Source organism: Paraburkholderia sp. BCC1885, from assembly GCF_900996235.1.
In the GTDB taxonomy this organism is placed as follows: Bacteria; Pseudomonadota; Gammaproteobacteria; order Burkholderiales; family Burkholderiaceae; genus Paraburkholderia.
The window spans coordinates 21,456-46,549 of record NZ_CAAJGM010000033.1; the positions used below are offsets into that span (position 1 = coordinate 21,456).

General features: G+C 61.2%; 21 protein-coding genes, 1 tRNA gene and 2 pseudogenes. 12 read left to right on the top strand and 12 right to left on the bottom strand.

The genetic code is table 11. The annotated features are described in order from the left end of the window. Positions 1-15: 15 nt before the first annotated feature. Genes FQ755_RS02445 through FQ755_RS02455 form a run of 3 tightly spaced genes read right to left on the bottom strand, consistent with a single transcriptional unit; the run spans position 16 to position 4,168 of the window. Positions 16-2,343, bottom strand: coding sequence for a xanthine dehydrogenase family protein molybdopterin-binding subunit (locus FQ755_RS02445; protein WP_144150638.1), 2,328 nt, complete (start codon positions 2,341-2,343; stop codon positions 16-18). Then, the gene (locus FQ755_RS02450; protein WP_144150640.1) at positions 2,340-2,807 is read right to left on the bottom strand and encodes a (2Fe-2S)-binding protein; all 468 of its coding nucleotides are present in this window, start codon (positions 2,805-2,807) and stop codon (positions 2,340-2,342) included. The genes FQ755_RS02445 and FQ755_RS02450 overlap by 4 nt, the downstream gene beginning before the upstream one ends. Beyond that, positions 2,804-4,168: a c-type cytochrome gene (locus FQ755_RS02455; RefSeq protein WP_144150642.1), complete on the bottom strand. Its 1,365-nt coding sequence runs from the start codon at positions 4,166-4,168 to the stop codon at positions 2,804-2,806. The genes FQ755_RS02450 and FQ755_RS02455 overlap by 4 nt, the downstream gene beginning before the upstream one ends. 278 nt (positions 4,169-4,446) lie before the next feature. Between FQ755_RS02455 and FQ755_RS37115 the strand changes: the two are divergent. Together FQ755_RS37115 and FQ755_RS02465 are read left to right on the top strand one after the other, a co-directional pair. After that, positions 4,447-4,836: pseudogene (locus FQ755_RS37115) on the top strand (TetR/AcrR family transcriptional regulator); the annotation flags it as partial. A gap of 567 nt (positions 4,837-5,403) precedes the next feature. Then, positions 5,404-6,444, top strand: coding sequence for an alpha/beta fold hydrolase (locus tag FQ755_RS02465; RefSeq protein ID WP_144150644.1), 1,041 nt, complete (start codon positions 5,404-5,406; stop codon positions 6,442-6,444). 91 nt (positions 6,445-6,535) lie between these two features. Here FQ755_RS02465 and FQ755_RS02470 read toward each other — a convergent pair whose 3' ends face one another. Further along, positions 6,536-7,468 carry a LysR family transcriptional regulator gene (locus FQ755_RS02470; RefSeq protein WP_144150646.1) on the bottom strand — a complete coding sequence of 311 codons (933 nt, stop codon included), beginning with the start codon at positions 7,466-7,468 and terminating at the stop codon, positions 6,536-6,538. A 433-nt stretch (positions 7,469-7,901) separates the two neighbouring features. On the opposite strand from FQ755_RS02470, the gene FQ755_RS02475 reads away from it, so the two are divergent. From FQ755_RS02475 to FQ755_RS02510, 9 genes and pseudogenes are all read left to right on the top strand, one after another. Beyond that, a complete protein-coding gene (locus FQ755_RS02475; RefSeq protein ID WP_144150648.1) occupies positions 7,902-8,264 on the top strand; it encodes a DUF4148 domain-containing protein in 363 nt (120 codons plus the stop codon). 157 nt (positions 8,265-8,421) lie between these two features. Beyond that, the gene (locus FQ755_RS02480; RefSeq protein ID WP_144150650.1) at positions 8,422-9,228 is read left to right on the top strand and encodes an alpha/beta fold hydrolase; all 807 of its coding nucleotides are present in this window, start codon (positions 8,422-8,424) and stop codon (positions 9,226-9,228) included. A gap of 100 nt (positions 9,229-9,328) precedes the next feature. Further along, positions 9,329-10,975: a malonate decarboxylase subunit alpha gene (mdcA, locus tag FQ755_RS02485; RefSeq protein ID WP_144150909.1), complete on the top strand. Its 1,647-nt coding sequence runs from the start codon at positions 9,329-9,331 to the stop codon at positions 10,973-10,975. A gap of 57 nt (positions 10,976-11,032) precedes the next feature. Continuing rightward, a pseudogene (locus tag FQ755_RS37930) lies at positions 11,033-11,218 on the top strand (malonate decarboxylase acyl carrier protein); the annotation flags it as partial. A 63-nt stretch (positions 11,219-11,281) separates the two neighbouring features. Further along, positions 11,282-12,217, top strand: a complete 936-nt coding sequence (locus FQ755_RS02490; RefSeq protein WP_260858265.1) for a biotin-independent malonate decarboxylase subunit beta — start codon at positions 11,282-11,284, stop codon at positions 12,215-12,217. Beyond that, positions 12,204-12,935, top strand: coding sequence for a biotin-independent malonate decarboxylase subunit gamma (locus tag FQ755_RS02495; protein WP_144150654.1), 732 nt, complete (start codon positions 12,204-12,206; stop codon positions 12,933-12,935). The genes FQ755_RS02490 and FQ755_RS02495 overlap by 14 nt, the downstream gene beginning before the upstream one ends. Then, on the top strand, positions 12,928-13,572 hold the full coding sequence (gene mdcG, locus FQ755_RS02500) for a malonate decarboxylase holo-[acyl-carrier-protein] synthase (protein WP_222105706.1): 645 nt from the start codon (positions 12,928-12,930) through the stop codon (positions 13,570-13,572). The genes FQ755_RS02495 and mdcG overlap by 8 nt, the downstream gene beginning before the upstream one ends. Positions 13,573-13,589: 17 nt before the next feature. Next, a complete protein-coding gene (gene mdcB, locus FQ755_RS02505) occupies positions 13,590-14,417 on the top strand; it encodes a triphosphoribosyl-dephospho-CoA synthase MdcB (protein WP_144150656.1) in 828 nt (275 codons plus the stop codon). 3 nt (positions 14,418-14,420) lie between these two features. Beyond that, entirely contained in the window at positions 14,421-15,338 is a 918-nt protein-coding gene (locus tag FQ755_RS02510; RefSeq protein WP_144150658.1) for an ACP S-malonyltransferase, read from the top strand. Between the two features lie 196 nt (positions 15,339-15,534). On the opposite strand, the gene FQ755_RS02515 is transcribed toward FQ755_RS02510, so the two are convergent. The 7 genes from FQ755_RS02515 to FQ755_RS02545 all read right to left on the bottom strand — a co-directional run bounded on the left by FQ755_RS02515 (position 15,535) and on the right by FQ755_RS02545 (position 22,815). Continuing rightward, on the bottom strand, positions 15,535-15,795 hold the full coding sequence (locus FQ755_RS02515; RefSeq protein ID WP_144150660.1) for a hypothetical protein: 261 nt from the start codon (positions 15,793-15,795) through the stop codon (positions 15,535-15,537). A 56-nt stretch (positions 15,796-15,851) separates the two neighbouring features. Further along, positions 15,852-15,939, bottom strand: a tRNA-Ile gene (locus FQ755_RS02520). Positions 15,940-16,111: 172 nt separating this feature from the next. Beyond that, positions 16,112-18,505, bottom strand: a complete 2,394-nt coding sequence (rpoD, locus tag FQ755_RS02525; protein WP_144150662.1) for an RNA polymerase sigma factor RpoD — start codon at positions 18,503-18,505, stop codon at positions 16,112-16,114. 81 nt (positions 18,506-18,586) lie between these two features. Further along, positions 18,587-20,452: a DNA primase gene (gene dnaG, locus FQ755_RS02530; protein ID WP_144150664.1), complete on the bottom strand. Its 1,866-nt coding sequence runs from the start codon at positions 20,450-20,452 to the stop codon at positions 18,587-18,589. An 81-nt stretch (positions 20,453-20,533) separates the two neighbouring features. Continuing rightward, a complete protein-coding gene (locus FQ755_RS02535; protein WP_144150666.1) occupies positions 20,534-20,980 on the bottom strand; it encodes a GatB/YqeY domain-containing protein in 447 nt (148 codons plus the stop codon). A gap of 236 nt (positions 20,981-21,216) precedes the next feature. Further along, a complete protein-coding gene (gene rpsU / locus FQ755_RS02540; protein ID WP_074266548.1) occupies positions 21,217-21,429 on the bottom strand; it encodes a 30S ribosomal protein S21 in 213 nt (70 codons plus the stop codon). 162 nt (positions 21,430-21,591) lie between these two features. Next, positions 21,592-22,815, bottom strand: a complete 1,224-nt coding sequence (locus FQ755_RS02545; protein WP_144150668.1) for an NAD(P)/FAD-dependent oxidoreductase — start codon at positions 22,813-22,815, stop codon at positions 21,592-21,594. 148 nt (positions 22,816-22,963) lie between these two features. Here FQ755_RS02545 and tsaD point away from each other — a divergent pair, with 148 nt between their 5' ends. Next, positions 22,964-23,992: a tRNA (adenosine(37)-N6)-threonylcarbamoyltransferase complex transferase subunit TsaD gene (tsaD, locus tag FQ755_RS02550; protein WP_144150670.1), complete on the top strand. Its 1,029-nt coding sequence runs from the start codon at positions 22,964-22,966 to the stop codon at positions 23,990-23,992. Positions 23,993-24,143: 151 nt separating this feature from the next. On the opposite strand, the gene folE2 is transcribed toward tsaD, so the two are convergent. Beyond that, complete coding sequence (gene folE2, locus FQ755_RS02555) at positions 24,144-24,953, bottom strand: GTP cyclohydrolase FolE2 (protein WP_144150672.1); 810 nt, start codon at positions 24,951-24,953, stop codon at positions 24,144-24,146. Positions 24,954-25,094: the final 141 nt, after the last annotated feature.

Sequence of the window (25,094 nt, forward strand, 5' to 3'; positions counted from 1 at the left end):
CAATGTCTGCAGCAGCTAGCCAACCTTCGCCTGCCGTTCCTTTTCGAGCGCCAATCTCACCGCCGCGGCCCGAATCGGCAAGTGCCGCATCCGCGCGCCCACCGCCGCAAAAATCGCATTGCCGATGGCCGGCGCAACGACCGTCGTCGGTGGTTCGCCCAGCCCGACCGGCGCCTCCGCACTCTCTACAAAGGCAATGTCCATCTCCGGAACATCGGCCATGCGCAGGGGCGTATACGTGTCCAGGTTCAGGTCCTTGACGCTGCCATTCGCGAACTCCGTGCCTTCATAGAGCGCCATGCTTAAGCCCCACAAAGTCCCTCCTTGCGCCTGCGCCATGGCGCCATCTGGATCGATGATCGAGCCCGCATCGATTTCCATCCACAGCTTCTGGACCGCGACCTGCCCCGTGTGCCGGTCAACCTTGACCTGAGCGACGCACGCACACCATGTGGGCATCTCGCGCTCCTGCCCAAATGAACTCGCGATGCCAAGACCGGTATCCGGTGGCATGACACGGCCCCACCCTGCACGCTCCGCGACCCGCCGGATTACCTTCGCCTGGCGCAGCGCGCCACCAACCGAACTAGGCGCCGTCCCCGCGTTTCTTCCGATACCGGTTAGGTGTGCCAGGCGAATGGCAACGGGATCGACTCCTTGAGCATGCGCGACCTCGTCCATAAAGGATTCGAGCGCCCAGTTCGTCCAGCCGGGAGCGACGGCGCGCAACCACCCTGGGCGAAAACTTTTCTGCGCCAGATCATTGTTGACTGCCCGAACCCGCAATGCGTCCACGTCGTACCAGTGGTCCGCACCCGAGATCGAAAACGGGTCATACGGGGCGCCGTTAGTCCCCTTCTTCAAGTTTTTTGGAAACACCGTCAGGCTAGGCCAGCCCGCCACAGCGACGTGTTCCATCGCAGTGATCTTGCCGCTCTCGTTCCATCCCAGCCTTAGCCGCTGCAAGGTGGGCGAGCGCAGAGAGTCGAGCCGGGTGTCGTCTTCACGGGTCAACACCATCTTAACCGGGCGCCCAAGCGCCTTCGTGGTCAGCGCCGCCGGCACCGTATAGTCGCCATTGAGGCGGCGGCCGAAGCCCCCGCCAATCAGGTAGGTGCGCATGACGATGCGCTCCACCGGCACCCCCAGCGCCTTGGCGAGGACCGGCAGAATGAAGCCCTGCGCCTGATTGCCCGTGTGAATTTCAAAGATGCCGTCCTTCTCGAGCGCCACCGCGTTGACCGGCTCAAGCTGGAAATGCAGGACACCCGTCGTCGTGTAAGTGCCTTCGATTGTCTTGTGTGCACTCGCGAGGCCACCGTCCACGTCGCCGGTGCCGGTGTCGAGCAGCGCGCCTTGTGTGCCGTCGGCAATCAGCGCGGCGGCGTGATCGAACAGATCCTTCTCGGATACCGTCGATGTGTCTCCGCTTAGCCACGTCACCTTGACGAGATCCGTCGCGCGCAGCGCTGCGTAATAGGAGTCCGCCATCACCATCACCCAGCCGGGTACCGTCCCCGACGGATCGTCGAGCGCGAGGCTGCGAAGGTAGCCTTTGACGCCACGCGCGGCGCTGTCGTCGATCGCCATCACCTTCGACCCGTAGCGCGTGGGCGGCAGCTTGGGGCGTCCATAGACCATGCCCGGAATGACCACGTCGATGCCGTAGACCGCCGTACCGGTGGTCTTGTGCGGAACGTCAAGCGCTCTGGTCTGTTTGCCGATCAGCGTGCGACTCGCTGCCGGTTTGATCGGCAATGCTTTCATTTCGTCGGCCGAAAAGCGCCGCCCCAAAGTGCCGCGACGCGCGATCTCGCCATAGCTGATCGAGCGGGCACCCGCGTGGACCGAACCGCCTCGGGCGGCGCATCTTGCGACAGGCGCGCCCAGCAGCTTCGCGCCCTCTTCAATCAGCGCAATGCGGCCGGCCGCTCCCGCCCGGCTAAACACCGGGAAGGTCGCCCATACAGACGTGCTGCCGCCCGTGACCATGAAGCCCCATTTGGGATCGGTATCCACTCCCACGATCCTGACGTTGTCCCAGTCGGCTTCGAGTTCGTCGGCGAGAATCCGGGCAATCGCCGTGCCGATGTGCTGACCCATTTCGGCCTTCGGCACGTTCACGGAAACGATCCCCTGATGGTCGATCCCGAACCACACAGTAGGTTCGAAGACCGGTCCCGTCGCTTCGGCGAGATCAGGCTGGGTGTTGCCGAACGCATTCAACGCCGATGCGGTCCGCGAGAAACCGAACAGCGCCCCCGTCGCAACCGTCGCGACGAGAAAGGAGCGCCGCGAAAGATTGACGGCTTCACCGGCGCCGCCGTGCTGTACTCGACTCATGCCTTGTTCTCCGCCATTTCGCGTGCCGCCTGTTTAATCGCTTCCCGAATGCGCGAATACGTCATGCAACGGCAAAGGTTGCCGGTCATCACGGCATCGATATCCGCGTCGCTCGGATCAGGAAAATCCTTTAGCATCGCGGCCGCCTGCATGATCTGCCCCGACTGGCAGTACCCGCACTGAGGCACCTGGATTTCTCTCCACACGCGCTGCACCGGATGCTGGCCTTGGGGATCCAATCCTTCGATCGTGGTGATATCCGCGCCCTCGACAGCACGCAGTTGCGTGACGCAGGAACGTGTCGGTCGACCGCCGACATGAACCGTACATGCACCACACATTCCGATTCCACAGCCGAACTTGGTGCCCTTCAGTCCAACCTCATCCCTGATGACCCACAACAGAGGCGTTTGCCCGTCCGTGTCGACTGTGACCGGGCGGCCGTTGATACGAAAGCTCGTCATCGAATCTCTCCTGGTCCTGCTGCACGAATTGCGGCGACCTGCTTCGTGAGATTGGGCCACTGCGGCTTGTCGGTGCGCGTACTGCGCAAATAGGCGGCGATGCTCGCGACGTCTTCGTCGCTCATGCCGCGCGCGAAACCTGGCATGACGATGCCGCCGGCACCTTCTTTCACACTGATGCCGTACAGGATCACGCGAATCAGATTGGATGGATCGTCCACAAACACTGAGCTGTTAAGGCCGAGCTCCGGCCGGTTCGGATTGACGTCCGGTGTCCGGTTGTAGTGACACGAGGCACATGCCGAGATAAACAGACGGCCATTCGCAGTACTGATTTTCTGGCTATCCCGCGCATCGACGGCGAGCGCCGCCGTCACTGCCGGTGCGGTACGGCCAGCCCTCGTATCACCCGCGCCGAGCGACTCAATGTAGGTCACCAGCGCCTGCTGGTCGTCGGGACTCAGCGTGGCCAGCTCATGCGTCACGGGCGCCATCGGGCCTGCTGCGGGTCCGTGATAACGGCTGAGGCCCGTCGTCAGATAGTCGTGCAATTCCGCCGATGTCCATGGAACCGGCGTCGGATTGGCCGCAGTCAGAGCCGGAGCAAACCATCCGTCAACCGCCGCCCCTTGATACAGGCGATTCGTCAACTCTTCTCCCAGCGGACCGCGCGGGGTATGACAGGCCGAACAGTGGCTCAGGCTCTCGGCGAGATAGGCTCCGCGATTCCACAATTGCGATTCGCTGCTTTGAAACTCGAATCGTCCCGGATGAAAAAACAGCAACTTCCATCCTGCCTGAAGCGCGCGAATTCCAAGCGGAAACGGCATCTCGTCAGCATGATTCTCCGCATGCACAGGCGGCCGAGTCATGACGTAAGCGTATAGCGCCTGCACGTCTGCGTCCGATAGTTTGGTGAAGTGGTCATAGGGAAACGCCGGGAAGAGGTGCGAGCCATCGCGCGCCACGCCTTCATGCATGGCACGCAGGAACGCCGCTTCGGACCACGTACCAATGCCTGTTTCGCGGTCCGGCGAGATATTCGTGGAGTAGATGGTGCCGAAGCCGGTCTTCATGGCGTAGCCACCCGCGAAGGGTTTTCCGCCAGTAGTGGTATGGCAGCTCGCGCAGAATCCTGCCGCGGCCAGGCGGGCGCCTTGCTGGATCAGGACCGGCGAAAAGCTCGATGGCGCCGGCGTCGGCACTTCAGAGAAGGCCGGCCGCCAGGCGAATGCGGCAAATGCAATCACGCCGACGATCACAACAGTCACGACGCACGCGACGATGCGTTTGAGACGGCTGCCCGTCCGGCGCGTCGATGCTGGGCCTGGTTGCGGCAGGGTTTGTTTGCCTCTGGACATTACTGTTATTTCCGGTCGTGAGCACGTTCGACGGCGACGCGCGCCGACAAACAGACATAACTGACTAGCCGCCGCTCCACGTGCGGCCAGAAAATTTCTCGTGCTAACGATAGGTGACGCCGATCATCCGGTCCATGTCGAATAGACCTGACTTTTAGGCCATCGAGGCCTTTCCGGCCATGGTTCCTCCTCGCGTGTCCGAAAACATGGCGGATATGACATTGCCCACGCTTCATGGCAAAGCCTAAGATCAATCCATCGAACTAGACGACTGGTCTATTCCAGACCTTGCAGCCAAGACGAATGCGGAACTTCAGGCACAAAACACCCGGCGCAGAATTCTCAGCGCCGCGCAGCCAATCATGGCAAACAAAGGCTTTTCAGCCGTCGGCCTCAATGAAGTCTTACGTGCCGCGGGTGTACCCAAAGGCTCCTTCTATCACTACTTCAGTTCGAAGGATGCGTTTGGACAAGCGCTGCTGGAGGCATATTTCGACGAATCGCTGGATGAGCTGGAAAACGTTCTTCAGCAACAGGATCTCAGCATGGGTGACCGGCTTATGCACTATTGGCAGCATTGGGCCGACAGCCAGATGGATGCCGATCCCAACGGCAAGTGTCTGGTGGTCAAGCTCGGTGCTGAAGTTCCTGACGAACGTGCAGCACTTTGATAAGGTCACACGCAATCAGATGGACACGGGCGCACGCGCGGATGGTGACGCCAATGAACGTCGGTATCAGCAGACCAATGTGGCGGAAAACAAATTGCAACATGATCGTTTTCAGTTGGTCCCACTCGCGGTGTCAGCAATACAACGAATCGCGCAATTGCAGGGAGTGGTTACTGTTTCACGCTCACGCGGGTAAAGTCAGGCCGCTTGCTACCCCAGCAAGCTGACCAGCGCCAGTCCCCCCGCCGCCGAGTCCTCCGAGAGGAATTCATGCCAGTGCCAGTGCCGTATTGCTGAAAACAAATTTTGGCCTTTGATGTCTCGAACGGGTTCCCGAAATCGGCTCGGCAGTTCGAGCGTTCCGACAGCGATATCGCACGTTCCAAAATACACCCGATTTATTGTCCCCCAGAGAGGGACATAGTATGTCCGATTGTCCGTCTATTCGTGACGACGACAGCCGCGTACGCTCCTGTCTATCGGTTCGAACATTGCCCCTAGCGTCTCTTGGCAAGGCTTCCAATGCCGTACTACCACTTTTTAGCGACTCGACAGGACTCAATCATGGCCACGCCCATCAACAAGGTCGAAAACCTTCCCAACCCGACGCGTCGTACGGCGCTCTTGGCAGCCGGAATCGGTGCGCTCGGTGCACTCGCGCCAATCCTCGCACAGGCACGGGAAACGAACGAAGCGAATGGCGCCGCGCAAGCGCGTGCGAAGCTGCAATATGGCGAAAAAACGCATTACAAGACGCAGATCGTCGGCGATGTCGAAGTTTTTTACCGGGAAACGGGTCCGAAGGATGCACCGGTTATTCTGTTGCTGCACGGTTTCCCGACAGCAAGTCATCTCTTCAGGGACCTGATGTTGAAACTGTCCGGTCGTTACCGCCTGATTGCGCCGGACCTGCCTGGCTTTGGAAACACGAAGGCCCCCCAACGCGGGGAATTCGATTACTCGTTCGACAACCTTGCGACGGTGATCGACGGGTTCACGGTTGCGCTGGGGCTCGAAAAATACGCCATCTATGCGTTCGACTACGGCGCACCCACCGGATTCCGTCTCGCGGTCGCGCATCCGGAACGCGTAACGGCCATCGTGAGCCAGAACGGCAATGCATACCTTGAAGGTCTCAGCGACACCTGGGGCTCGTGGCAAGCCTATTGGCGTGACCCAACACCCGCGAATCGGGAAGCCTGCCGCAGCTCGCTTTCTGCTGACACGATCAAGAACTTCCAGTATCTGAAGGGTGTTGATCCGCAACTCATGTCGCCCGATGGATACACACTGGATATTGCCTATATGGAGCGGCCAGGCGCCGAAGAGATCCAGCTCGATCTGATTCTCGACTATCGAAGCAACGTTGCGCTGTACCCGACCTTTCAGAAGTACTTCCGCACGCATCGTCCGCCGCTGCTGGCTGTTTGGGGCAAAAACGACCCGTCATTTATACCACCGGGCGCGTTGGCGTATAAGCGCGACATCCCCGACGCCGAGGTTCATTTCCTCGACACCGGACACTTCGCACTCGAAACACACAGCACGGAAATCGCCGTATTGATGGACGAGTTCCTGACGAGAAAGCTGCCATCACGAGCCTGAGTCGAGCGGCAATGGCCCTCGTGCCAGGATGAAACGGGCATCTGCGTGAGCTATTGCGTTGACTACCTCAATGATCGACGCTCACGTGGATTCAGTTATCCGGCACGAAGCGTTGGGCAAGTGCGGTTTGCCACTGCGCTCTGACTGCCTCGATGAAGACTCGCACCTTCCTCGAAGGAAAACGCGTGGGCGGAAAAATAGCCTGGACATTGGCCGGTGCTGTGGTCCAGTCGGGCAGCAGGCGGACGAGACGTCTCGAAGCGACATCGTCGGCGACCGAGAAATCGGTAAGCAACCCGACTCCGCCTCCCGAGAGCACGGCTGCACGGCACGCGATCGCGGCGTTAGTCAGATACGGGTTGGCGCAACGTACGACCTGCCGCGTTCCATCCCGGCGCTCCAGCGCCAATGAGGACGGCCGGGGCAAACTTGACAATGCGACATAGGGCATCGAAGCAAGCATGGCGGGATCGCTCGGCGCCCCCCATGTGTCGATTACCGTCTGGTGCGCTACGAGCCAATTGACGAACTCGCCGATTTTTATTGAGCGATAGTTCGAATCCGCAAGGCGTCCCAAGCGGATTGCAACGTCGATGCCGTCGCCGACCAGGTCTACAAACCGGTCGCTGCAATGCAAATCGACCTCGAGTGCGGGATAGGTGTGGCGCAATTCGACGAGTGCGGGCGTGACAAACAGTGACGCGAAGTCGATTGGCGCACTCACTCTCAATGTCCCCCTCAATGTGTCCACATCGCCGGCGATAGCTGTCAGGCCATCTTCCGCAGCCCGCAGCGCGGCGGAACTGGCTTCATAAAAGGCATTCCCAGCTTCGGTGATGGTGAGCTTTCGGGTGGTACGGATAAGCAGGCTCGCGCCGACTTCGGCCTCCAGGCGCTGCATGTGCTTGCTCACCATCGTCTTGGCAAGACCGAGCCGTTCGGCGGCGCGGGTCAGAGAGCCGGTCTCTACCACGGCGACAAACACTAGCATCCGGTTGAGGTTGACGTCGCGCAGATCGGCCATTGCTTTCGCTCATGTTGATGTCGTGTTTCACCGCTGCCCGACGGGTGGAAACCGGAATGTGGGATCGTATAACACTTTCTGGCGGATCGCAGCTAATACGATGCATCGCTTTTCGCGCCGATGCAGAGGCATTTCGCGGCGTCTATTCGTCTTTCGTCGCAAAGAGATGGTGTTAGCACCCTGGAAGGACGAGCATGGCGTCATCCCAGTTTCGTTGCAATGGAGCTGAGCTTGACATCGACTCGCAAGGATAAAGCGAGATCAATATGCCCGGTGGCGCTTCTTGCGACCTAGCCGGCATCGATGTCACGAAATCTTCAGGTGGTTCGTCGGTTTATAAATATCCGCAGTGCGCTTTAACGTGTTTGTTTATCACCCGGATGCTGTCGATCGTACAGCCGGGTTTCTCTAACTTTATATAGGAGTATTAATCATGTCAAAGATGTTCGCTGGTATCGCTTTCGTCGTTGCGGCCCTCGGGGCCCCGGCTCTCAGTTTTGCCCAGTCGAATGCGCCGCTTACCCGCGCTGAAGTTCGTGCTGATCTGGTTCACGTCGAGCAGGCGGGCTACACCCCTGGCGCCGGCAACGACAACAACTACCCTGCCGACATCCAGGCAGCGGAAGCCAGGATCGCCGCGCAAAACGATCAGCAACTGGCCATGCAGGCAGTTGGCGGCGTTGCGCAAAACAGCACCAGTGCATCGGGTGCGCCGACGCATACCGCAATGCGTACGAAAACACCGTCGAGCTGCGTCGGTCCCGCCAGCTTCTGCAATTTGTACTTCGGTAGCTAAGTGGTGATCTGCGGATCCTGTGCCCATCGCTATCCCGCGCAGGATCCCCGCAATGCCCGATACACAGAAGCAGGCGGCTTGATAGACCTGAACGTCGCTCAAATACGCAGTGACGAATCAAGCCTGCTACTTCTTTCTCATGTTTCCTTTCATATCAATGGAGTCTGTCGTGAAGATTTTGCCCCTCGCAGCCGCTGTCCTTTCCCTCTCTGCCTGCCTTTTCGCCTCTTCAGCAGCAATGGCACAGGATGCCCAGCCGACTAATGCGCCGATCAAAAACATCGTTCTCGTGCATGGCGCATGGGTGGATGGCTCCGGCTGGAAACCGGTCTATGACATCCTCACCAAAGACGGCTATCACGTCACGATGGTGCAGGAACCTCTGACCTCGCTTGACGACGATGTGGCCGCCACGAAGCGCGTCATTGACCTGCAAACCGGTCCGGTCATTCTGGTTGCGCACAGCTACGGCGGCTCGATCATCACGGAAGCCGGCGTTGATCCGAAGGTCGCCGGACTCGTCTACGTCGCCGCCCATGCGCCGGCTGTTGGCGAAGACGAAAGCGATCTGGGCAAGCAATATCCCAGCTATACGTCGAAGCAGCCTGGTGCCATCAAGAAGACGGACGACGGCTACACGTATCTGAACCCTTCCGACTTCCCGAAGGACTTCGCTGCTGATTTGCCGCTCAAGCAGGCGCAGTTCGAAGCGCAGTCGCAGATCCTGACGGCCGCAAAGGTCTTCTCCGCGCCGATGACGGTCGCCGCGTGGACCACCAAGCCGAGCTGGGGCATCGTGGCTGCTGACGACAAGATCATCAACCCGGATCTCGAACGCTTCTACTACCAGCGCGCGCATAGCCACACCACCGTGCTGGCCGGTGCAAGTCATTCCGTCTACGAATCACGTCCGAAGGAAGTGGCTGCGGTGATCGAAGACGCGGCAAAGCACGCGCAGCAGTGATGACGGCACCCGGATGCGCCGCATCCAGGTGTCATCAACGAGTTACGCCGCGGCCGTCAGGCGCGCGGCGTGTTTCCGGCAGACCACCGAGGTAGCCAAAATGAAGCAATGGAATGTACAGAGCGAAGAACGTCGGCGACGCATCGCAGCCGGTTCTGCCTTTGCTGAAGGAAAGGCAGTCCGGCCAGACAGGCTGGCTGAATTCTTGAGCGCGGTCATCCAGCCGGGCGATCGCGTCTGTCTGGAGGGAAATAACCAGAAGCAGGCTGATTTATTGGCGTGCGCCCTGGCCGATGCCGATCCACAGGTCTTGCACGACCTTCACATGGTGCAATCCGGCGTCGTCTTGCCCGAGCATCTCGATCTCTTCGAAAAAGGTATTGCAAGAAAGCTTGACTATTCGTACTCCGGGCCGCAGGCCACGCGAATTGCACGGATGTTGTTTAGCGGCAAGATCGAACTGGGTGCGATCCATACCTACCTGGAGTTGTTCGCCCGTTATTTCGTGGACTTGACGCCGCACGTCGCGTTGATCGCCGCAGTAAGCGCGGATCGCGACGGCAATCTCTATACCGGGCCGAATACCGAGGACACGCCCACCGTCGTCGAGGCGACCAGCTTCGGCAATGGCATTGTCATTGCGCAGGTTGGTGAAATCGTCGACAAGGTACCGCGTGTCGATATCCCCGGCGACCAGGTGCACTTCTTCGTCAATGCAGGCAAGCCGTTCTATGTCGAACCGCTTTTCACGCGCGATCCCGCCGCCATCACGGAAACGCAAATTCTCACGGCCATGCTGACCATCAAGGGGCTCTATATGCCCTATGGCGTGCGCCGTCTGAATCACGGGATCGGCTTCAACACTGCAGCAATCGAGCTGCTGTTGCCGACTTACGGCGAGAAGCTCGGTCTGCGCGGAAAGATATGTACGCATTGGGCGCTCAATCCCCATCCCACTTTGATTCCGGCCATTGAAGCGGGATGGGTGGAACGGGTGCATTGCTTTGGGTCCGAAGTCGGCATGGAGGACTACCTCGCCGCGCGGCCCGACATTTTCTTTACCGGATCCGATGGGTCTTTGCGGTCGAATCGGGCCTTGTCTCAAACGGCCGGTCTATACGCGTGCGACATGTTCATCGGATCGACGCTGCAAATCGATCTGGAAGGACACAGTTCGACTGTGACGGCGAGCCGCATCGCCGGGTTTGGCGGTGCCCCGAATATGGGCTCGGACCCACGCGGCCGCCGGCATCCGAGCGCGGCCTGGCTGCGTGCCGGAAGCGAGGCGCAGCCCGATGTTGCCGGTCCGCTGCGCCGTGGCCGCAAGCTGGTGGTGCAGATTGGCGAGACGTTTGGCGAGGCGAATGCGCCGTTGTTCGTCGAACGTCTTGCCGCGCTTGACCTGGCCGAGAAGCTGAATCTGGATCTGGCACCCGTCATGGTGTATGGCGATGACACGACCCACATCGTGACCGAGGAGGGCATCGCCAATCTGCTGCTCTGCCGTGACAAAGACGAGCGTGAGCAGGCGATTCGCGGCGTAGCGGGTTTCACCGAGGTAGGTCGCCAACGCGACCGGAAGATGGTGGACCGCCTGCGCGAGCGCGGCGTTATTCAACGCCCCGAGGATCTCGACATCGATCCGCTGGATGCTGATCGCAGCCTGCTGGCGGCACGCTCGATCAGGGATCTGATGCGCGCTTCAGGTGGACTGTATCAGCCACCTGGCCGTTTCCGTAACTGGTAGGAGGACAAAATGGAATCGTTTCATTTCGAGCGGGCGGCGCCTCGTGCCGCGCGTGGCATGCGCGTTAACGCGCTGGTCGGAGTGGTTGCATCAGGCAATCTCGAAGTTCTTCTCGAACGCAAAGGGCCGATCGACCGCTGCACGGTCCAGGTCAGCACGGCCTCGCATGGGTTTGAGCCGTTATGGCAAGCGGTAATCGACGACTTTGTCGAGCGTCGCGCGGCGGGCGGTCTGCACATCTCCATCAACGATGGCGGCGCGCGACCCGATACGGTCTCCCTGCGACTCGCGCAAGGCGTGCGTCTGATGGAAACGCACGCTGACGATGCGGCGTCGGGCGCGCCGGCGCAATCGCTCACCTGGTTTGAAGCGAGTGCGCGCCAACGTATACAGGCCCTCGTGGATACCGGCACATTCAACGAATATGTCGGCCCTGCCGAGCGAGAAAGTAGCCAACATCTGGGCATATTCAATCTGCCGTCGCAGTTCGACGACGGCATCGTGATCGGTTCGGCGTCGATCGAGGGGCGATCCGTTCTGGTTGCCGCGCAGGAGGGGCGCTTCATGGGCGGCGCGTTCGGCGAAGTGCATGGCGCGAAGCTGACGGGTTTGCTGCGCGCTGCACAGGCCATGAAACGCGATGTCGTGATTGCTTTCGATACGGGTGGCGTGCGGCTACAGGAAGCGAACGCCGGGGAACTGGCGATTGCCGAAATCATGCGCGCGCTCGTACAGGCACGCGAGTCGGGCATTCGTGTCATTGGGCTTGTCGGTGGTCGCGCGGGCTGCTATGGCGGCGGTGGTCTGATTGCTGGATGCTGTTCGACGCTAATCGTTTCGGAGCAGGGACGCATCAGCGTGTCTGGTCCTGAAGTGATCGAAACCAACAAAGGCGTCGAGGAGTTCGACTCGCGCGATCGCGCACTGGTCTGGCGCACGATGGGCGGCAAGCACCGTTATCTGATTGGCGGTGCGGACCTTTACGCCGCCGACGACGCTCACGCATTTCGCGCCGCTGCCACTGTGGCGTTGGGACATCCCGCGCGCCTCAGTCTCGATGTATTGCAGGCGGAGCAGGCGCGACTGGATATGCGTCTGAAGCGTTTCGGCGACTGTTCCGATGCGCGCGATATCTGGCACGCACTCGGCTTGTCAAACCCAGACGCCATATCCGATTTACCACCCGACGCTTTCCTCGAACAAGCCGCGTCCCACAGGGAGAATGCAGATGACGCTCGATAACATCCTTGCTTCGCTGTTCGTCGATCCGCATGCGATCAAGCTTGAGGGCAATCGTCTCGCAGGCAAAGCCCGTGTGTTGGATGGACCGGAGTTTCACGTACTGGGCCTGACGAATCGCTCGCCGCTTGGTGTCGATGATGCGGCTGAACTCGCCGCCCAGGTGCTGGCGATTGCAACTGCGACCGACAGAGCGCCAATCCTGTTCCTCGTCGATTCGAGCAGTCAGCGCATGAGCCGTCGCGATGAACTGTTAGGCCTCAGCGAATATCTCGCGCATCTGGCGAAGTGTCTGCTGCTGGCCGAAAGCGCTGGGCATCGCACCATTGCGTTGCTTTACGGCGGCAGTGCCGCAGGCGCCTTCATCGCGACCGCGCTGGCGTGCGGCACTCTGGTGGCGCTGCCCGGCGCTCATCCCGAGGTGATGGATTTGCCCTCCATGGCGCGTGTCACCAAGCTGTCGCTCGATGTCCTTAAGGAAAAGGCCGGAACCACGCCAGTTTTTGCACCCGGGCTGGACAACCTGGTACAGACGGGGGGGATCGCGCGAATCCTGGACCCGAAGCAGCCGCTCTCGGCTCAACTGGTTGCGCTTTTGCACAGTGCGGTTGACGTGATTGGCGACGACCTTCGCGCGAGCCTCGGTGAAGCGCGTGGGGGCCGCACGAAGGCGGCCGCGATTGCCGTGCAGGCTAGCGAGGAGGCACAACGCCATGAATGATTGCAACGTGTGTTTCGAGCGGCATCGCATGATCTGGGTCGATCCGGGTAGGTGGCGTGACGTGATAGCCGGTGAACCCGCGCTGTCCGGCGAGCCCCTCGTTGCAGGTTGGGCGGGCGCGGGCTGGCCGCTCATCAGCCGTCGTGCCGCGTGCAGTGACGAGGCAGCGATGGCGGCGCTCGGTTTGCCCTTGCCGCCGGCGTGGGGCAAGGGTCGCGTTTCGTTGCGCGTGCCGCCTGACGCTATCGTCGACGACGCTCCCTCGCCGTTGCTAAAGTTGGCTGCGCAGGCAGCGCCGGTGGACTGGCAGGAGACGATCAGGGCGCTGCTCGATATTGACGAGAGCGTGCGCTGCTTTGGCAGTCTTGCGTGGCAATACCTGACCGGACTCGAATATATCAGCGAGACGTCCGATCTGGATCTGCTGTGGCGTCTCGATGACGCAGCGCGCGCCACCGCGTTGAGCCGGCAGATTGAAATTGTCGCCGGGCATGCGCCGGTCTGTATCGACGGAGAACTGATCGCGCCGTCAGCCAACGCAGTGCAATGGCGGGAGTGGTGCAACGCAGACGCGATACTGCTGGTGAAGAGCGCCGAGGGCGTCCGCCTGCTGCCACGCGACGAGGTGTTCCGATGAACGCAACGGATCCGGACATGTCCATCTTGATGGAGCATGCCGTCGACACAGTGGCGATCGGACGCCTCGCGAGTGCATGCCTGAAGCTGGAAGTGGCGACCTATCCAAAGCCAGGGCTGGTGAGTCACGTCGACTCTGGCGCACACGACGATATGGACGCACCGTTGATGTACCGCAGTGCGGCATCGCTGACGCCGTACTTTATCGAAATGGCGCGAGCCGGCGCGGACGGCGCCCGCATGCCAGCGTTGCGTTCGATTGGTATTGCCGCCGAGCGAGCCATGATGGCTGCAACGGGTGGTGTGAATGCGCATCGCGGTGCGATCTTTGGCATGGGACTGTTGTCTGCCGCAGCAGGGTTTCGCGATGCGTTCGACGTGGCCGGTACACTCGGAGCAATCATTGCACAAGAGTGGGGCGACGAGATTCTTGACGGTCCCGGTGCAGTCGATAGTCATGGCGCGCGCGTTCTCCGTCACTTCAACGCAGGCGGCGCACGCATGGAGGCTGCAAGCGGCTTTCCGTCCATTTATGCGTGTGCATTACCCGCGCTGATCGAGGGCGAATCCCTGCGACCACGTGACCCGGAAGCCGCTCGCGTTCACGCGCTCATGCGTCTGATTGCAACCGTCGACGATACGAACCTGCTGTACCGGGGCGGCATGGAGGCGCTTGATTTCGCACGTAATCAGGCGTCCTTATTTATGCAGCGCGGTGGCATTGATGCGCCGGATTGGCGTACCAACGCGATTACGATGCATCGGGCATTCGTCGCACGCAGGCTGAGTCCCGGCGGCTGCGCCGATCTGCTGGCCATGACGCTGTTCGTCCGGAATTGGGAGTAGGCGATGCTCGCGCTCTTATGTTCCGGCCAAGGCAGGCAAAGCGCCGGCATGTTCAATCTTTTCGCTGACTCGCCCGAGGCCGAACCAGTATTCGCTGAGGCGAACGATGTGTTCGGCAGCGATATACGTGATGTTGTCAGGAATGCGAACAACACCGCGTTACATCAGAACCGGACGAGTCAGTTGCTCAACGTCACGCGTGCGCTGGTGGCACACCAGTGCATCGCTTCGGCACTTCCACCGAACCTGATCGTTGCGGGCTATAGCGTTGGCGAGATGGCTGCGTGGGGGATCGCTGGTGTATGGTCGATCGCCGACACGCTGCGCCTGACCGCAACGCGCGCGGAACTCATGAGCAACGCGAGCGGCAGCGACGACGCGCTTGGCTTCGTGCGCGGCCTTGACTACAATACGGTGTCCGGGATGGCGACGCAAAAAGGTTGTGCAATCGCGATCATCAATCCTGGGAATCTGTTTATCGTCGGTGGAGCGCGTGGGATGCTCGCTCGTCTGTGCGACGACGCGTTGCGTGCGGGTGCGAAGCATAGCGGTCTGCTCGCCGTACATGTCGCGTCTCATACGCCGCGGTTAGATGCGGCGGTTGGACCTTTCGAACGGGCTCTGCGCGCGATTGAAGCGAAGAAGATCACGGCCAGTTGCAAGTTGCTTGGCGCGGCATGTGCAGAAAGGATCTTTCGGCCCGCAGAGGCTATTCAAGGCCTGGCAGCGCAGTTGGCCCGCCCTATCGACTGGAACACCGTCTTGGTCGCATTGGTCGAGCAGGGTGTGGACAGAATACTCGAGTTAGGACCTGGCAGTGCGCTTGCGGACATGGTGCGGGGCGAGTACCCGACCGTCAGCGTTCGCGCGCTGGATGACTTTTGTTCAATCGAAGGCGCTAAAGCATGGCTTGGAAACTGAGGGGTCGCGTGACGCAAGGTTGTCACTGCGATCTTCGAGTCCGGATAGCGAGGTCAATGGACGAACGTCTGCCTTGGCCAACGATGCCACGCACGTCATCAGCGGTCGAATGGCCGTTGACGGAGTGAAGCAGTCGGACGAGGATTTGTCGCAGTAAGGATCGCGGGGCTAACGGGATCAATATGTGAAGTATTGCTTATATCGCGAGCTCGTAGAATTGATCAGCAGCGGACGGAGAGTCTGTCGGAATTGTCGAGAGACGGCCCATCAGCCGCTCCAACACATCCCAGGCGTTGTCCAGCGCAGCCCTACCCTCGCCCATCACTTCACCAATCAAAAAACAAAACAGCGCCAAGTCGGCGTAGCAGGTCTCCTCACAAACTGATGCGCTGGAATTTTTGACAAACGATCCCTCTCCGGCGAGTAACGGTCTGCGCTTCTCGAAATGAGCGCGCATGCCTGCCGCCCGGTTGCAAAACTCCGGCTCGAACAGGTAACTCTTTGATTTTTCTTTGGTGGGCCGGGTCGGATTCGAACCGACGGTGTCCTTTCGGAGGCGGATTATGAGTCCGCTGCCTGCAACCAGCACGGCGTCCGGCCCTGAGATGATTTGAACCAACAGAAACCAACAAAAAGACCCGGTCTAAATACAGGCCGGGCCTATTCGCTGATTGGCCGACATACTACACGAAAAAGGGGCTTTCGTGACCGCTTTGCATCAGCAAAACGACCCGAAAGCCCCGTGTCCGCAATAGCAGCCGGACGTCCTTCGATCAATTGCCTTCGAGGAACGATTTCAGCTTGTCAGAACGGCTCGGGTGACGCAGCTTGCGCAGCGCCTTCGCCTCGATCTGACGAATCCGCTCACGCGTCACGTCGAACTGCTTGCCGACTTCTTCGAGCGTGTGATCGGTGCTCATCTCGATACCGAAGCGCATGCGCAGCACCTTCGCTTCGCGCGGCGTCAGCGAGTCGAGCACGTCTTTCACGACATCGCGCATGCTGGCGTGCAACGCCGCGTCAGCAGGCGCCACCGTGTTGGTGTCTTCGATGAAGTCGCCCAAATGCGAATCGTCATCGTCACCGATCGGCGTTTCCATCGAGATCGGCTCTTTCGCGATCTTCATGATCTTGCGGATCTTGTCTTCCGGCATCTCCATCTTTTCCGCCAGCGTCGCCGGATCCGGCTCGAGACCGGTTTCCTGCAGAATCTGACGCGAGATGCGGTTCATCTTGTTGATCGTTTCGATCATGTGAACCGGAATCCGGATCGTGCGCGCCTGGTCCGCAATCGAACGCGTGATGGCCTGACGGATCCACCACGTGGCATACGTGGAGAACTTGTAGCCACGCCGATATTCGAACTTGTCCACCGCCTTCATCAGGCCGATGTTGCCTTCCTGGATCAGATCCAGGAATTGCAGACCACGGTTCGTATATTTCTTCGCAATCGAGATCACAAGACGCAGGTTGGCCTCGGTCATTTCACGCTTGGCCTGACGCGCCTTCAGTTCGCCCGCCGCCATCTGACGGTTGGTTTCCTTCAGGTCCTTCAACGGCAGAACAACGCGTGCCTGCAGATCCAGCAGGCGTTGCTGCTGCTCGCGGATAGCGGGGATATTCCGCGTGAGGATCGCGCTATAGGCGTGCCCTTCCGTGACGATCTTGTCGGCCCATTCGAGATCCGTCTCGCTGCCCGGGAAACGCGCGATAAACTCCGCACGCGGCATGCCGCACTTGTCGACCACCGTATGCAGAATCTGACGCTCGACCTGGCGCACTTCGTCCACCTGAGCCCGCAGCGTGTCGCACAGACGCTCGACGGTTCGCGCGGTGAAGCGAATGGTCATCAGCTCGTTCTGGATCGTTTCCTGCGCCTTCAGGTACGACTTCGACTTGTAGCCTTCCTTCTCGAACGCGCGGCGCATCTTGTCGAACCATTCGCTGATCATGGCGAACTTCTCGAGCGAGGCGCGCTTGAGCGCTTCCATCTGCGCGGCGTTGGCAGTGGCTTGCGCGGCGCCGTCGTCGTCTTCCTCGTCGTCGCCCTCTTCCTCTTCGACTTCCTCGTCTTCGCTTTCGATCGCTTCCGCTTCCTGCGCGGAGAAGCCGTCAGCGTCTTCCGCGTTGGCGTCGATCAGGCCGTCGACCAGTTCGTCGATACGGATTTCTTCGTTGGCGACGCGCTCGGCCATCGCCAGGATGTCGGCGATGGTAGTCGGGCAGGCGGAGATGGCCATCACCATGTGCTTCAGGCCGTCTTCGATGCGCTTCGCAATTTCGATTTCGCCTTCGCGCGTCAGCAGCTCGACCGTACCCATTTCACGCATGTACATGCGGACCGGGTCGGTGGTGCGGCCGAATTCGGAATCGACGGTGGACAGCGCGACTTCGGCTTCCTCTTCGACTTCGTCATCCGACGAAGCCGCCGGCGCGTTGTCGTTCAGCAGCAGCGTTTCGGCATCGGGCGCCTGCTCGTAGACGGCCACGCCCATGTCGTTGAACGTGCTGATGATGCCTTCGATCGCCTCGGTCTCGGTGAAGTTGTCCGGGAGGTGGTCGTTGATTTCAGCGTAGGTCAGGAAGCCGCGCTCCTTGCCGAGCTTGATCAGCGCGCGCAGTTTCGAGCGGCGCTCTTCGAGCTCTTCGACGGTGCCCGGCTGGCTGGACGCGAACGCGTCTTTCAGCAGCGCTTTTTCCTTCGCGCGGCGGTCGCGTGCCTTGGCCTTTTCGCCTTTGCCCGGAGCTGCAGTAGTTTCCTCGCTCGGGGTTGCGTCGTCATCGACGGATACTTCGTTCAGCTTTTTCGTCATGGAGTTCGCCGTACCGGCTGTAGTCTCGACTCGCGGCTGCTGGACGACAGCCGGTAGAACCGTGGATACTGAAGACTCGCGCGCTACCGCATCGTCCTGGGCGGCAACCGCTTCCCTTGCGCTTCTGGCACTCGGCTGCTTCGTAACCGGCTTGGCGGCTTTCACCGTACTCACCGACGCCGCTTTCGCAGCGGAAGAAGTCGAGGATTTCTTCCTGACAACAGGTGTCACGCTCTCGGCGGCCTCGGCAGACCCTCTTTTCGCGGCAGAACTGGGCCTGGCTCCGGTGACCTTCGTGGTCGGCTCGTCCGAGCCTGTGCCTGCCGCTTTCTTCCCGCCTGTAGTCTTTGCCATTGCAATCGCCTTTCGCCTTTTGCCTGGAAAATCAAACCGCTGAAAACCTTTTATTATAACTTAGGTCCGCCCTACCCCTGCTTACAGCCCGAGCTGACGCTTCATGTCAGCGCGTTTCTGATTCAACTCCGTCAATTCCGCAAATTCCTCCGCGGTATGTCTGGATTGCCGCGAAAGCTGTTCGAGCCGCTCACAATAAGCGTCGTAACGCATCTTCAGGATTGCCGCTTTCAATTCCTCGCCGACAATCCGCTCCTGCTCGCGCCGTTCCTCTATGACGGCCGCATCCGCCGGGTCCTTCAGCAACAAATCCCGAACGTTTTCATCATAGTCCAGAATTTTGCGAAAGATTTCCTCGAAAGTCGGGGCATTGGCCCCATTTCGCAGGAGATCCGACAGCAGTTGGAACTCCGCGGCGTCGCCCAGCGCGCGGGCGTGCGTCGTGACTTCCTCGAAAAGCTCGCCGTGCCGTGTAATGGTCAGTAACGCCTGCTCGGCGTCTTCGTCCAGCACCGCCACGGTCCGGGGGTGCATCACCAGATTGCGCAGCGTCTTTTCCTCGATTCCGGTCACGCTGCGCCGATCCTTGCGGGCCGGCGCCTGCCGCGCGGCGGCGGCGATGCGGGAATCCACTTCGCACAACGCCGCTACCTCGTCGAACGGCACGTCGAGCCGATCGGCGAACATATGCATGATCTGCGCGCGTAGCGCGTTAGCCGGCAGCGCCTGCAGCAAGGGTTTGGCGTCGAACAGCGCGCGTGCCCGGCCTTCCGGCTGGTCCAGCTCCTTGCCGGCCAGCACTTCATTCAGCATGAACTGCGACAGCGGCATGGCCCGCTCGACCTGCCCGGCAAACGCTTCGGTGCCGAATTCCCGCACGTAGCTGTCCGGATCGTGCTCGGACGGCAGGAACAGGAAGCGGATGGTCCGGTTATCCGCCGCGTGCGGCAGACAGGCGTCCAGCGCCCGGCGCGCCGCCCGGCGGCCCGCCGAGTCGCCGTCGAAGCTGAAAATGACCGTATCGGTCTGACGCATCAGCTTCTGCACGTGGACCGGCGTACAGGCCGTGCCCAATGTCGCCACGGCGTTCTGAAACCCTAATTGAGCCAGCGCCACCACGTCCATATACCCTTCGACCACCAGGACGTAATGCTGTTCACGAATCGCCAAACGCGCCTCGAACAGCCCGTATAACTCGCTGCCCTTGTTAAATAGAGGCGTTTCCGGCGAATTCAAATACTTGGGTTCGCCGCCGTCCAGAACCCGGCCACCGAAGCCGATCACCTGCCCTTTGACATTGCGGATCGGGAACATGATCCGCTCGCGAAAACGGTCGTAGCGGCGGTTCTGACCCTGAGCGTCGGCCTTTTCGCTGACGATCACGAGTCCCGAGTCCACTAGCGCCTCATCCCGATAATTGGGAAACGCAGCCTCGAGATTCTGCCAACCGTCCGGCGCGTAGCCGATACCGAAATGGGCCGCAATCGGCCCCGTCAGGCCACGTTTTTTCAGGTACTGGATGGCATTGGGCGCGCCGCGCAACTGCTTGCGATAAAAGTCGCACGCGGTCTGCATCACGTCCGACAGCGCGGTGGTGACCGCCTTGGACACCGCCGGCGCATAGCCGCCGCCTCCGCCGCCCTGAGTCGGCGAGGGCTCCTGCGGCACCGTCAAGCCGACCGATTGCGCGAGATCGTTGACCGCCTCAGGAAACGTCAGCCCGGCGTGTTCCATCAGGAAACCGATCGCCGTGCCATGCGCGCCGCAACCGAAGCAATGATAAAACTGCTTAGTCGGACTAACGGTAAATGAAGGGCTCTTTTCGTTATGAAACGGACAGAGCCCCATAAAGTTGGCGCCGCCCTTTTTCAGTTGCACATACTTGCCGACCACGTCGACGATATCGACGCGGTTCAACAGATCCTGCAGGAACGAATGCGGAATCACAGTGGGGGCGCGACCTTTAATGCATGAAGGCTGCGCGGCCGGTCCATTCAGGCACAGGCCGCGCCGGCCGGAAACAGCGGATTACTTCGCGAGGGCAGCCTTGACCAGCCCGGACACGGCGGTCATGTCGGCACGGCCCGCGAGCTTCGGCTTGAGCACGCCCATTACCTTGCCCATGTCCTGCGGGCCGGCGGCGCCCGTTTGGGCGACCGCGGCCTGCACTTCGGCGGCGATTTCCGCCTCGGACAGCTGCTCCGGCATGTACGCGGAGAGGATGGTCAGCTCGGCGCTTTCCTTCGCGACCAGATCCGTGCGGCCAGCGGCTTCGAACTGGCTGATGGAGTCTTTGCGCTGCTTGATCATCTTGTCGATGACGGCGGTGATGGCGGCGTCATCGAGGACGATGCGCTCGTCGACTTCACGCTGCTTGATCGCGGCGAGCAGCAGGCGGATGGTGCCGAGGCGCTCGGTTTCGCGGGCCCGCATGGCGGCCTTCATATCGTCGTTGATCCGATCCTTGAGACTCATTACTCACCTGAATGCGTTGGAATGTAAAAAGGTCTGGCCATGCCGGGTGCATCAACACAAAAACCCGCTTGGGACTGCTTCCTCAAGCGGGTTGGCGCGCGGGTTTGCACAAATGCGCAGAGTGGATGCGGCGTGACCAGGTGGCCCTCACGGCCAGGTTGTCCGCACGGGGGCAGCCATCTTTGCCGCCACCGGTTGCGTGCCGACGCTCCGTAGGAACCGCAGCGACGTCAGAATCAATAAAACTTCTTGGGCAGCATCTGGCTGCGCAGCCGCTTGAAGTGGCGCTTCACCGCCGATGCCTTCTTGCGTTTGCGCTCAGCCGTGGGCTTTTCGTAAAACTCGCGCGCTCGCAGTTCGGTCAACAAACCGTTCTTCTCGATCGTGCGTTTGAAGCGGCGCATGGCGACTTCAAACGGCTCGTTTTCTTTTACGCGGATGATCGTCATTTTTCAATAACGGAACTTCGTAAAGGTTGAGAATTATAGCAGAGCTTTCTCATAAAGCGACGCGCGCGTCAAGCCCCCTAGGGCCGGTTCATGCCGGTGCGCGCCTTCGCCTTATTAGCGCGCCTTATTAGCGCGACTCTTCAGCGCGTTTCGCCGGTCTCTTCAGGCGCGGGCGTACTCCGCGGCCGCCTGGCCTGCCGCCACGCCCGAGGCCCACGCCCACTGGAAGTTGTAACCGCCCAGCCAGCCGGTGACATCGACCGCCTCGCCGATGAAATACAGCCCCGGCACGCGCGCGCTCATCATCGTCGACGACGACAACTCTCGCGTATCGACGCCGCCGCGCGTCACCTCGGCCTTGCGGTAGCCTTCGGTGCCGTTGGGGGTGAGGGTCCAGCGCGACAGCGCCTCACCGATGCGCCGCAGCGTTTTGTCCGGCAAATCGGCGATGCGCGCCTCGGCCGGAATCTGATGAGTTTCCAGCCAGACATGGGCGAGCCGCGTGGGCACCCATTCCGCCAGCAGGTTGGCGATTTGCCGTTTGGTGGTGGTTTTCGCCTCCAGCAGCGCGGCGGTGGCGTCCTGCTGCGGCAGCAGGTTGACGTGGATCGGCTCGCCGGGCTGCCAGTAGCTGGAAATCTGCAACACGCCCGGCCCGGACAGTCCGCGATGCGTGAGCAGCAGATCTTCGACGAACTCGGCGCCGGTCTTCTTGTTGCCGGTGGCGAGTTCGACCTCGAGCGACACGCCGGAAAGCGCCGCGAACGGCTCCCAATCTGCCGCGGCGAAGGTCAGCGGGACCAGAGCCGGGCGCGTGTCGATCAGCTTGTGGCCGAACTGTTTGGCGAGCCGGTAGCCGAAGTCCGTGGCGCCGATCTTCGGGATCGACAGGCCACCGGTCGCCACCACCAGCGCACGGGCACGGATCGGACCGGCGTGCGTGTCGAGCGTGAAGCCCTCGGCTGCATCCTGCCGCACCTGTTCCACCGCGAGCGGCCGGCGCCACGCGATGCCGCCGACGTCGCATTCGCTTTTCAGGACGTCGATGATCGCGTCGCTCGACTGGTCGCAGAACAACTGTCCTTTGTGCTTCTCGTGCCATGTCACGTGATGGCGCTTGAGTAGCGCCATGAAGTCACGCGGGGTATAGCGCGCCAGCGCCGAGCGGCAGAAATGCGGATTCGCCGACAGATAATTTGCCGGTCCCGCATAGAGATTCGTGAAATTGCAGCGTCCGCCGCCGGAAATGCGGATTTTCTCCGCGAGGCGCGGCGCGTGGTCGATCAGCACGACGCGCCGCCCGAGTTGCCCGGCAACCGCCGCGCACATCATGCCGGCCGCGCCCGCGCCGATGACCGCGATATCGTAGGATTCCATGGCGCGCATTGTACCCGCGGCCCCTCCCCCGCACTGCTATACTTTGAAGCTTGCCTTTTCACTTTTCCGGGCGCCTGAACATGCGCGCAAGCCTCCAGCAGGCTTAGCCAGACAAGCCGTTCCGCCGCATATTGCCGCGCCCTTTGGCCCTCGAATCATGCTCGTTCTCGGCATCGAAAGCTCCTGCGACGAAACCGGTCTCGCGCTCTACGACACGGAGCGCGGCCTGCTCGCGCACGCGCTGCATTCGCAGATCGCGATGCACCGGGAATACGGCGGCGTCGTGCCGGAACTGGCGTCGCGCGACCACATCCGGCGCGCGCTGCCGCTGCTCGAAGAAGTGCTGGAGCGTGCCGGCACGGCCCGCGGCGAGATCGACGCCATTGCCTACACGCAGGGGCCGGGACTGGCGGGCGCGCTGCTCGTCGGCGCCAGCATTGCCAACGCGCTCGCCATGGCGTGGGATAAGCCCACCATCGGCATTCATCATCTTGAAGGGCACTTGCTGTCGCCGCTGCTGGTGGATGAGCCGCCGCCGTTTCCGTTCGTCGCGCTGCTCGTCTCCGGTGGCCACACGCAGTTGATGCGCGTGACCGACGTGGGCGTCTACGAGACGCTCGGCGAAACGCTCGACGACGCCGCCGGCGAAGCCTTCGACAAAACCGCGAAACTGCTCGGCCTCGGTTATCCGGGCGGTCCCGAAGTCTCGCGGATGGCGGAATTCGGCACGCCGGGCGCCGTAGTTCTGCCGCGCCCCATGCTGCATTCCGGCGACCTCGATTTCAGCTTCAGCGGCCTGAAAACCGCCGTCCTGACACACGTGAAAAAGCTCGGCGGCGCGAATATCTGCGAACAGGCCAAAGCCGATCTGGCGCGCGGCTTCGTCGATGCGGCGGTGGACGTTCTGGCGGCGAAGTCATTGGCCGCGCTCAAGAGAACCGGCCTCAAGCGGCTGGTGGTGGCGGGCGGCGTGGGCGCCAACCGGCAGTTGCGCGAGGCGCTCTCCGCCGCCGCGAAGAAGCGCGGCTTCGCCGTGCATTACCCGGACCTCGCTCTGTGCACCGACAACGGCGCGATGATCGCGCTCGCCGGCGCGCTGCGCCTGCAGCGCTGGCCGGAACAAGCGGGCAAAGACTATGCATTCACGGTCAAACCGCGCTGGGATCTGACTTCGCTTGGGCGGTAAGCGGGCTGCTGCACGAGACGGGCGCAGGCCCGGCAGCGCCAAAGCTAAAGGCGCGGGCAGCGGCCTCGCCCGCTGCAAAAAGACCTGCTGCAAATCAGAACGGCCGCGTTAGCGGCCGTTTCTACCTCATCGCAAAGCAAGACACAGCGGCTTAGGCTGCCAGCCGCTTATCACGCTCGATCACGGCATAAGCGCTGTGATTGTGGATCGATTCGAAATTCTCTGCTTCCAGCACATACGCGACAATCCGCGCGTCCGCATTCAGACGCTGCGCCACGTCGCGCACCAGGTCTTCGACGAACTTCGGATTTTCGTAGGCGCGCTCGGTGACGAATTTCTCGTCCGGCCGCTTCAGCAAGCCCCACAATTCGCACGACGCCTCTTCTTCAGCAATCCGAATCAGCTCTTCCACCGGCACGTCGCCGTTCAGTTCAGCGTTGATCGTCACGTGCGAGCGCTGATTGTGCGCGCCGTATTGCGAGATCTTTTTCGAGCACGGGCACAGGCTCGTCACCGGAACCAGCACCTTGAGAAACAGACGCGTCACGCCGTTGCGAATGTCGCCCGTCAGCGTCACTTCGTAGTCCAGCAGACTTTGCACGCCCGAGACCGGCGCGGTCTTGTTGACGAAGTACGGGAACGACACTTCGATACGGCCGGCTTCGGCTTCGAGCTTTTCGAGCATCGCCGCCAGCATGGTGCGAAATGTCGATGCGTCCAGCGGCGCCTTGTTCTCTTCGAGCAGCGCCACGAAACGCGACATATGCGTGCCCTTCTGATCCGCCGGCAGATGGACGTCGAGGTTCCATGTACCGACCGTCGGCTGCACCTCGCCGCCTTGCGTGCGCACCGTCAGCGGATGGCGCACCGCCTTCACGCCGACCCGTTGAATCGGGATCTGGCGCGTGTCGACGGTGCTCTGCACGTCGGGCATCACGAAGGCGGGATTCATCTGATTCATCTTCTTGTCCTTTAGAAAACGCCGGGCTGCCCCAAATTCCTGCGCCCGCTGCGGGCGCGTCGCTCGGCGACGGCCTGGGGTGCTCAGCCGCCGCGCGGATCGACGCACGCAACGGCGAACGCCGGCTGAAGCCGGCGTTGC

Coding starts and splice junctions, on each gene's coding strand:
- FQ755_RS02545 (WP_144150668.1), bottom strand. CDS start 22,815: ATGCGCGCCATGGAATCCTACGATATCGCGGTCATCGGCGCGGGCGCG.
- rpoD (WP_144150662.1), bottom strand. CDS start 18,505: ATGGCAAAGACTACAGGCGGGAAGAAAGCGGCAGGCACAGGCTCGGAC.
- FQ755_RS02455 (WP_144150642.1), bottom strand. CDS start 4,168: ATGTCCAGAGGCAAACAAACCCTGCCGCAACCAGGCCCAGCATCGACG.
- FQ755_RS02475 (WP_144150648.1), top strand. CDS start 7,902: ATGTCAAAGATGTTCGCTGGTATCGCTTTCGTCGTTGCGGCCCTCGGG.
- FQ755_RS02470 (WP_144150646.1), bottom strand. CDS start 7,468: ATGGCCGATCTGCGCGACGTCAACCTCAACCGGATGCTAGTGTTTGTC.
- folE2 (WP_144150672.1), bottom strand. CDS start 24,953: ATGAATCAGATGAATCCCGCCTTCGTGATGCCCGACGTGCAGAGCACC.
- FQ755_RS02480 (WP_144150650.1), top strand. CDS start 8,422: ATGGAGTCTGTCGTGAAGATTTTGCCCCTCGCAGCCGCTGTCCTTTCC.
- FQ755_RS02515 (WP_144150660.1), bottom strand. CDS start 15,795: ATGCGCGCTCATTTCGAGAAGCGCAGACCGTTACTCGCCGGAGAGGGA.
- mdcA (WP_144150909.1), top strand. CDS start 9,329: ATGAAGCAATGGAATGTACAGAGCGAAGAACGTCGGCGACGCATCGCA.
- tsaD (WP_144150670.1), top strand. CDS start 22,964: ATGCTCGTTCTCGGCATCGAAAGCTCCTGCGACGAAACCGGTCTCGCG.
- FQ755_RS02490 (WP_260858265.1), top strand. CDS start 11,282: ATGGAAACGCACGCTGACGATGCGGCGTCGGGCGCGCCGGCGCAATCG.
- mdcB (WP_144150656.1), top strand. CDS start 13,590: ATGTCCATCTTGATGGAGCATGCCGTCGACACAGTGGCGATCGGACGC.
- FQ755_RS02445 (WP_144150638.1), bottom strand. CDS start 2,343: ATGAGTCGAGTACAGCACGGCGGCGCCGGTGAAGCCGTCAATCTTTCG.
- rpsU (WP_074266548.1), bottom strand. CDS start 21,429: ATGACGATCATCCGCGTAAAAGAAAACGAGCCGTTTGAAGTCGCCATG.
- mdcG (WP_222105706.1), top strand. CDS start 12,928: ATGAATGATTGCAACGTGTGTTTCGAGCGGCATCGCATGATCTGGGTC.
- FQ755_RS02450 (WP_144150640.1), bottom strand. CDS start 2,807: ATGACGAGCTTTCGTATCAACGGCCGCCCGGTCACAGTCGACACGGAC.
- FQ755_RS02465 (WP_144150644.1), top strand. CDS start 5,404: ATGGCCACGCCCATCAACAAGGTCGAAAACCTTCCCAACCCGACGCGT.
- FQ755_RS02495 (WP_144150654.1), top strand. CDS start 12,204: ATGACGCTCGATAACATCCTTGCTTCGCTGTTCGTCGATCCGCATGCG.
- FQ755_RS02535 (WP_144150666.1), bottom strand. CDS start 20,980: ATGAGTCTCAAGGATCGGATCAACGACGATATGAAGGCCGCCATGCGG.
- FQ755_RS02510 (WP_144150658.1), top strand. CDS start 14,421: ATGCTCGCGCTCTTATGTTCCGGCCAAGGCAGGCAAAGCGCCGGCATG.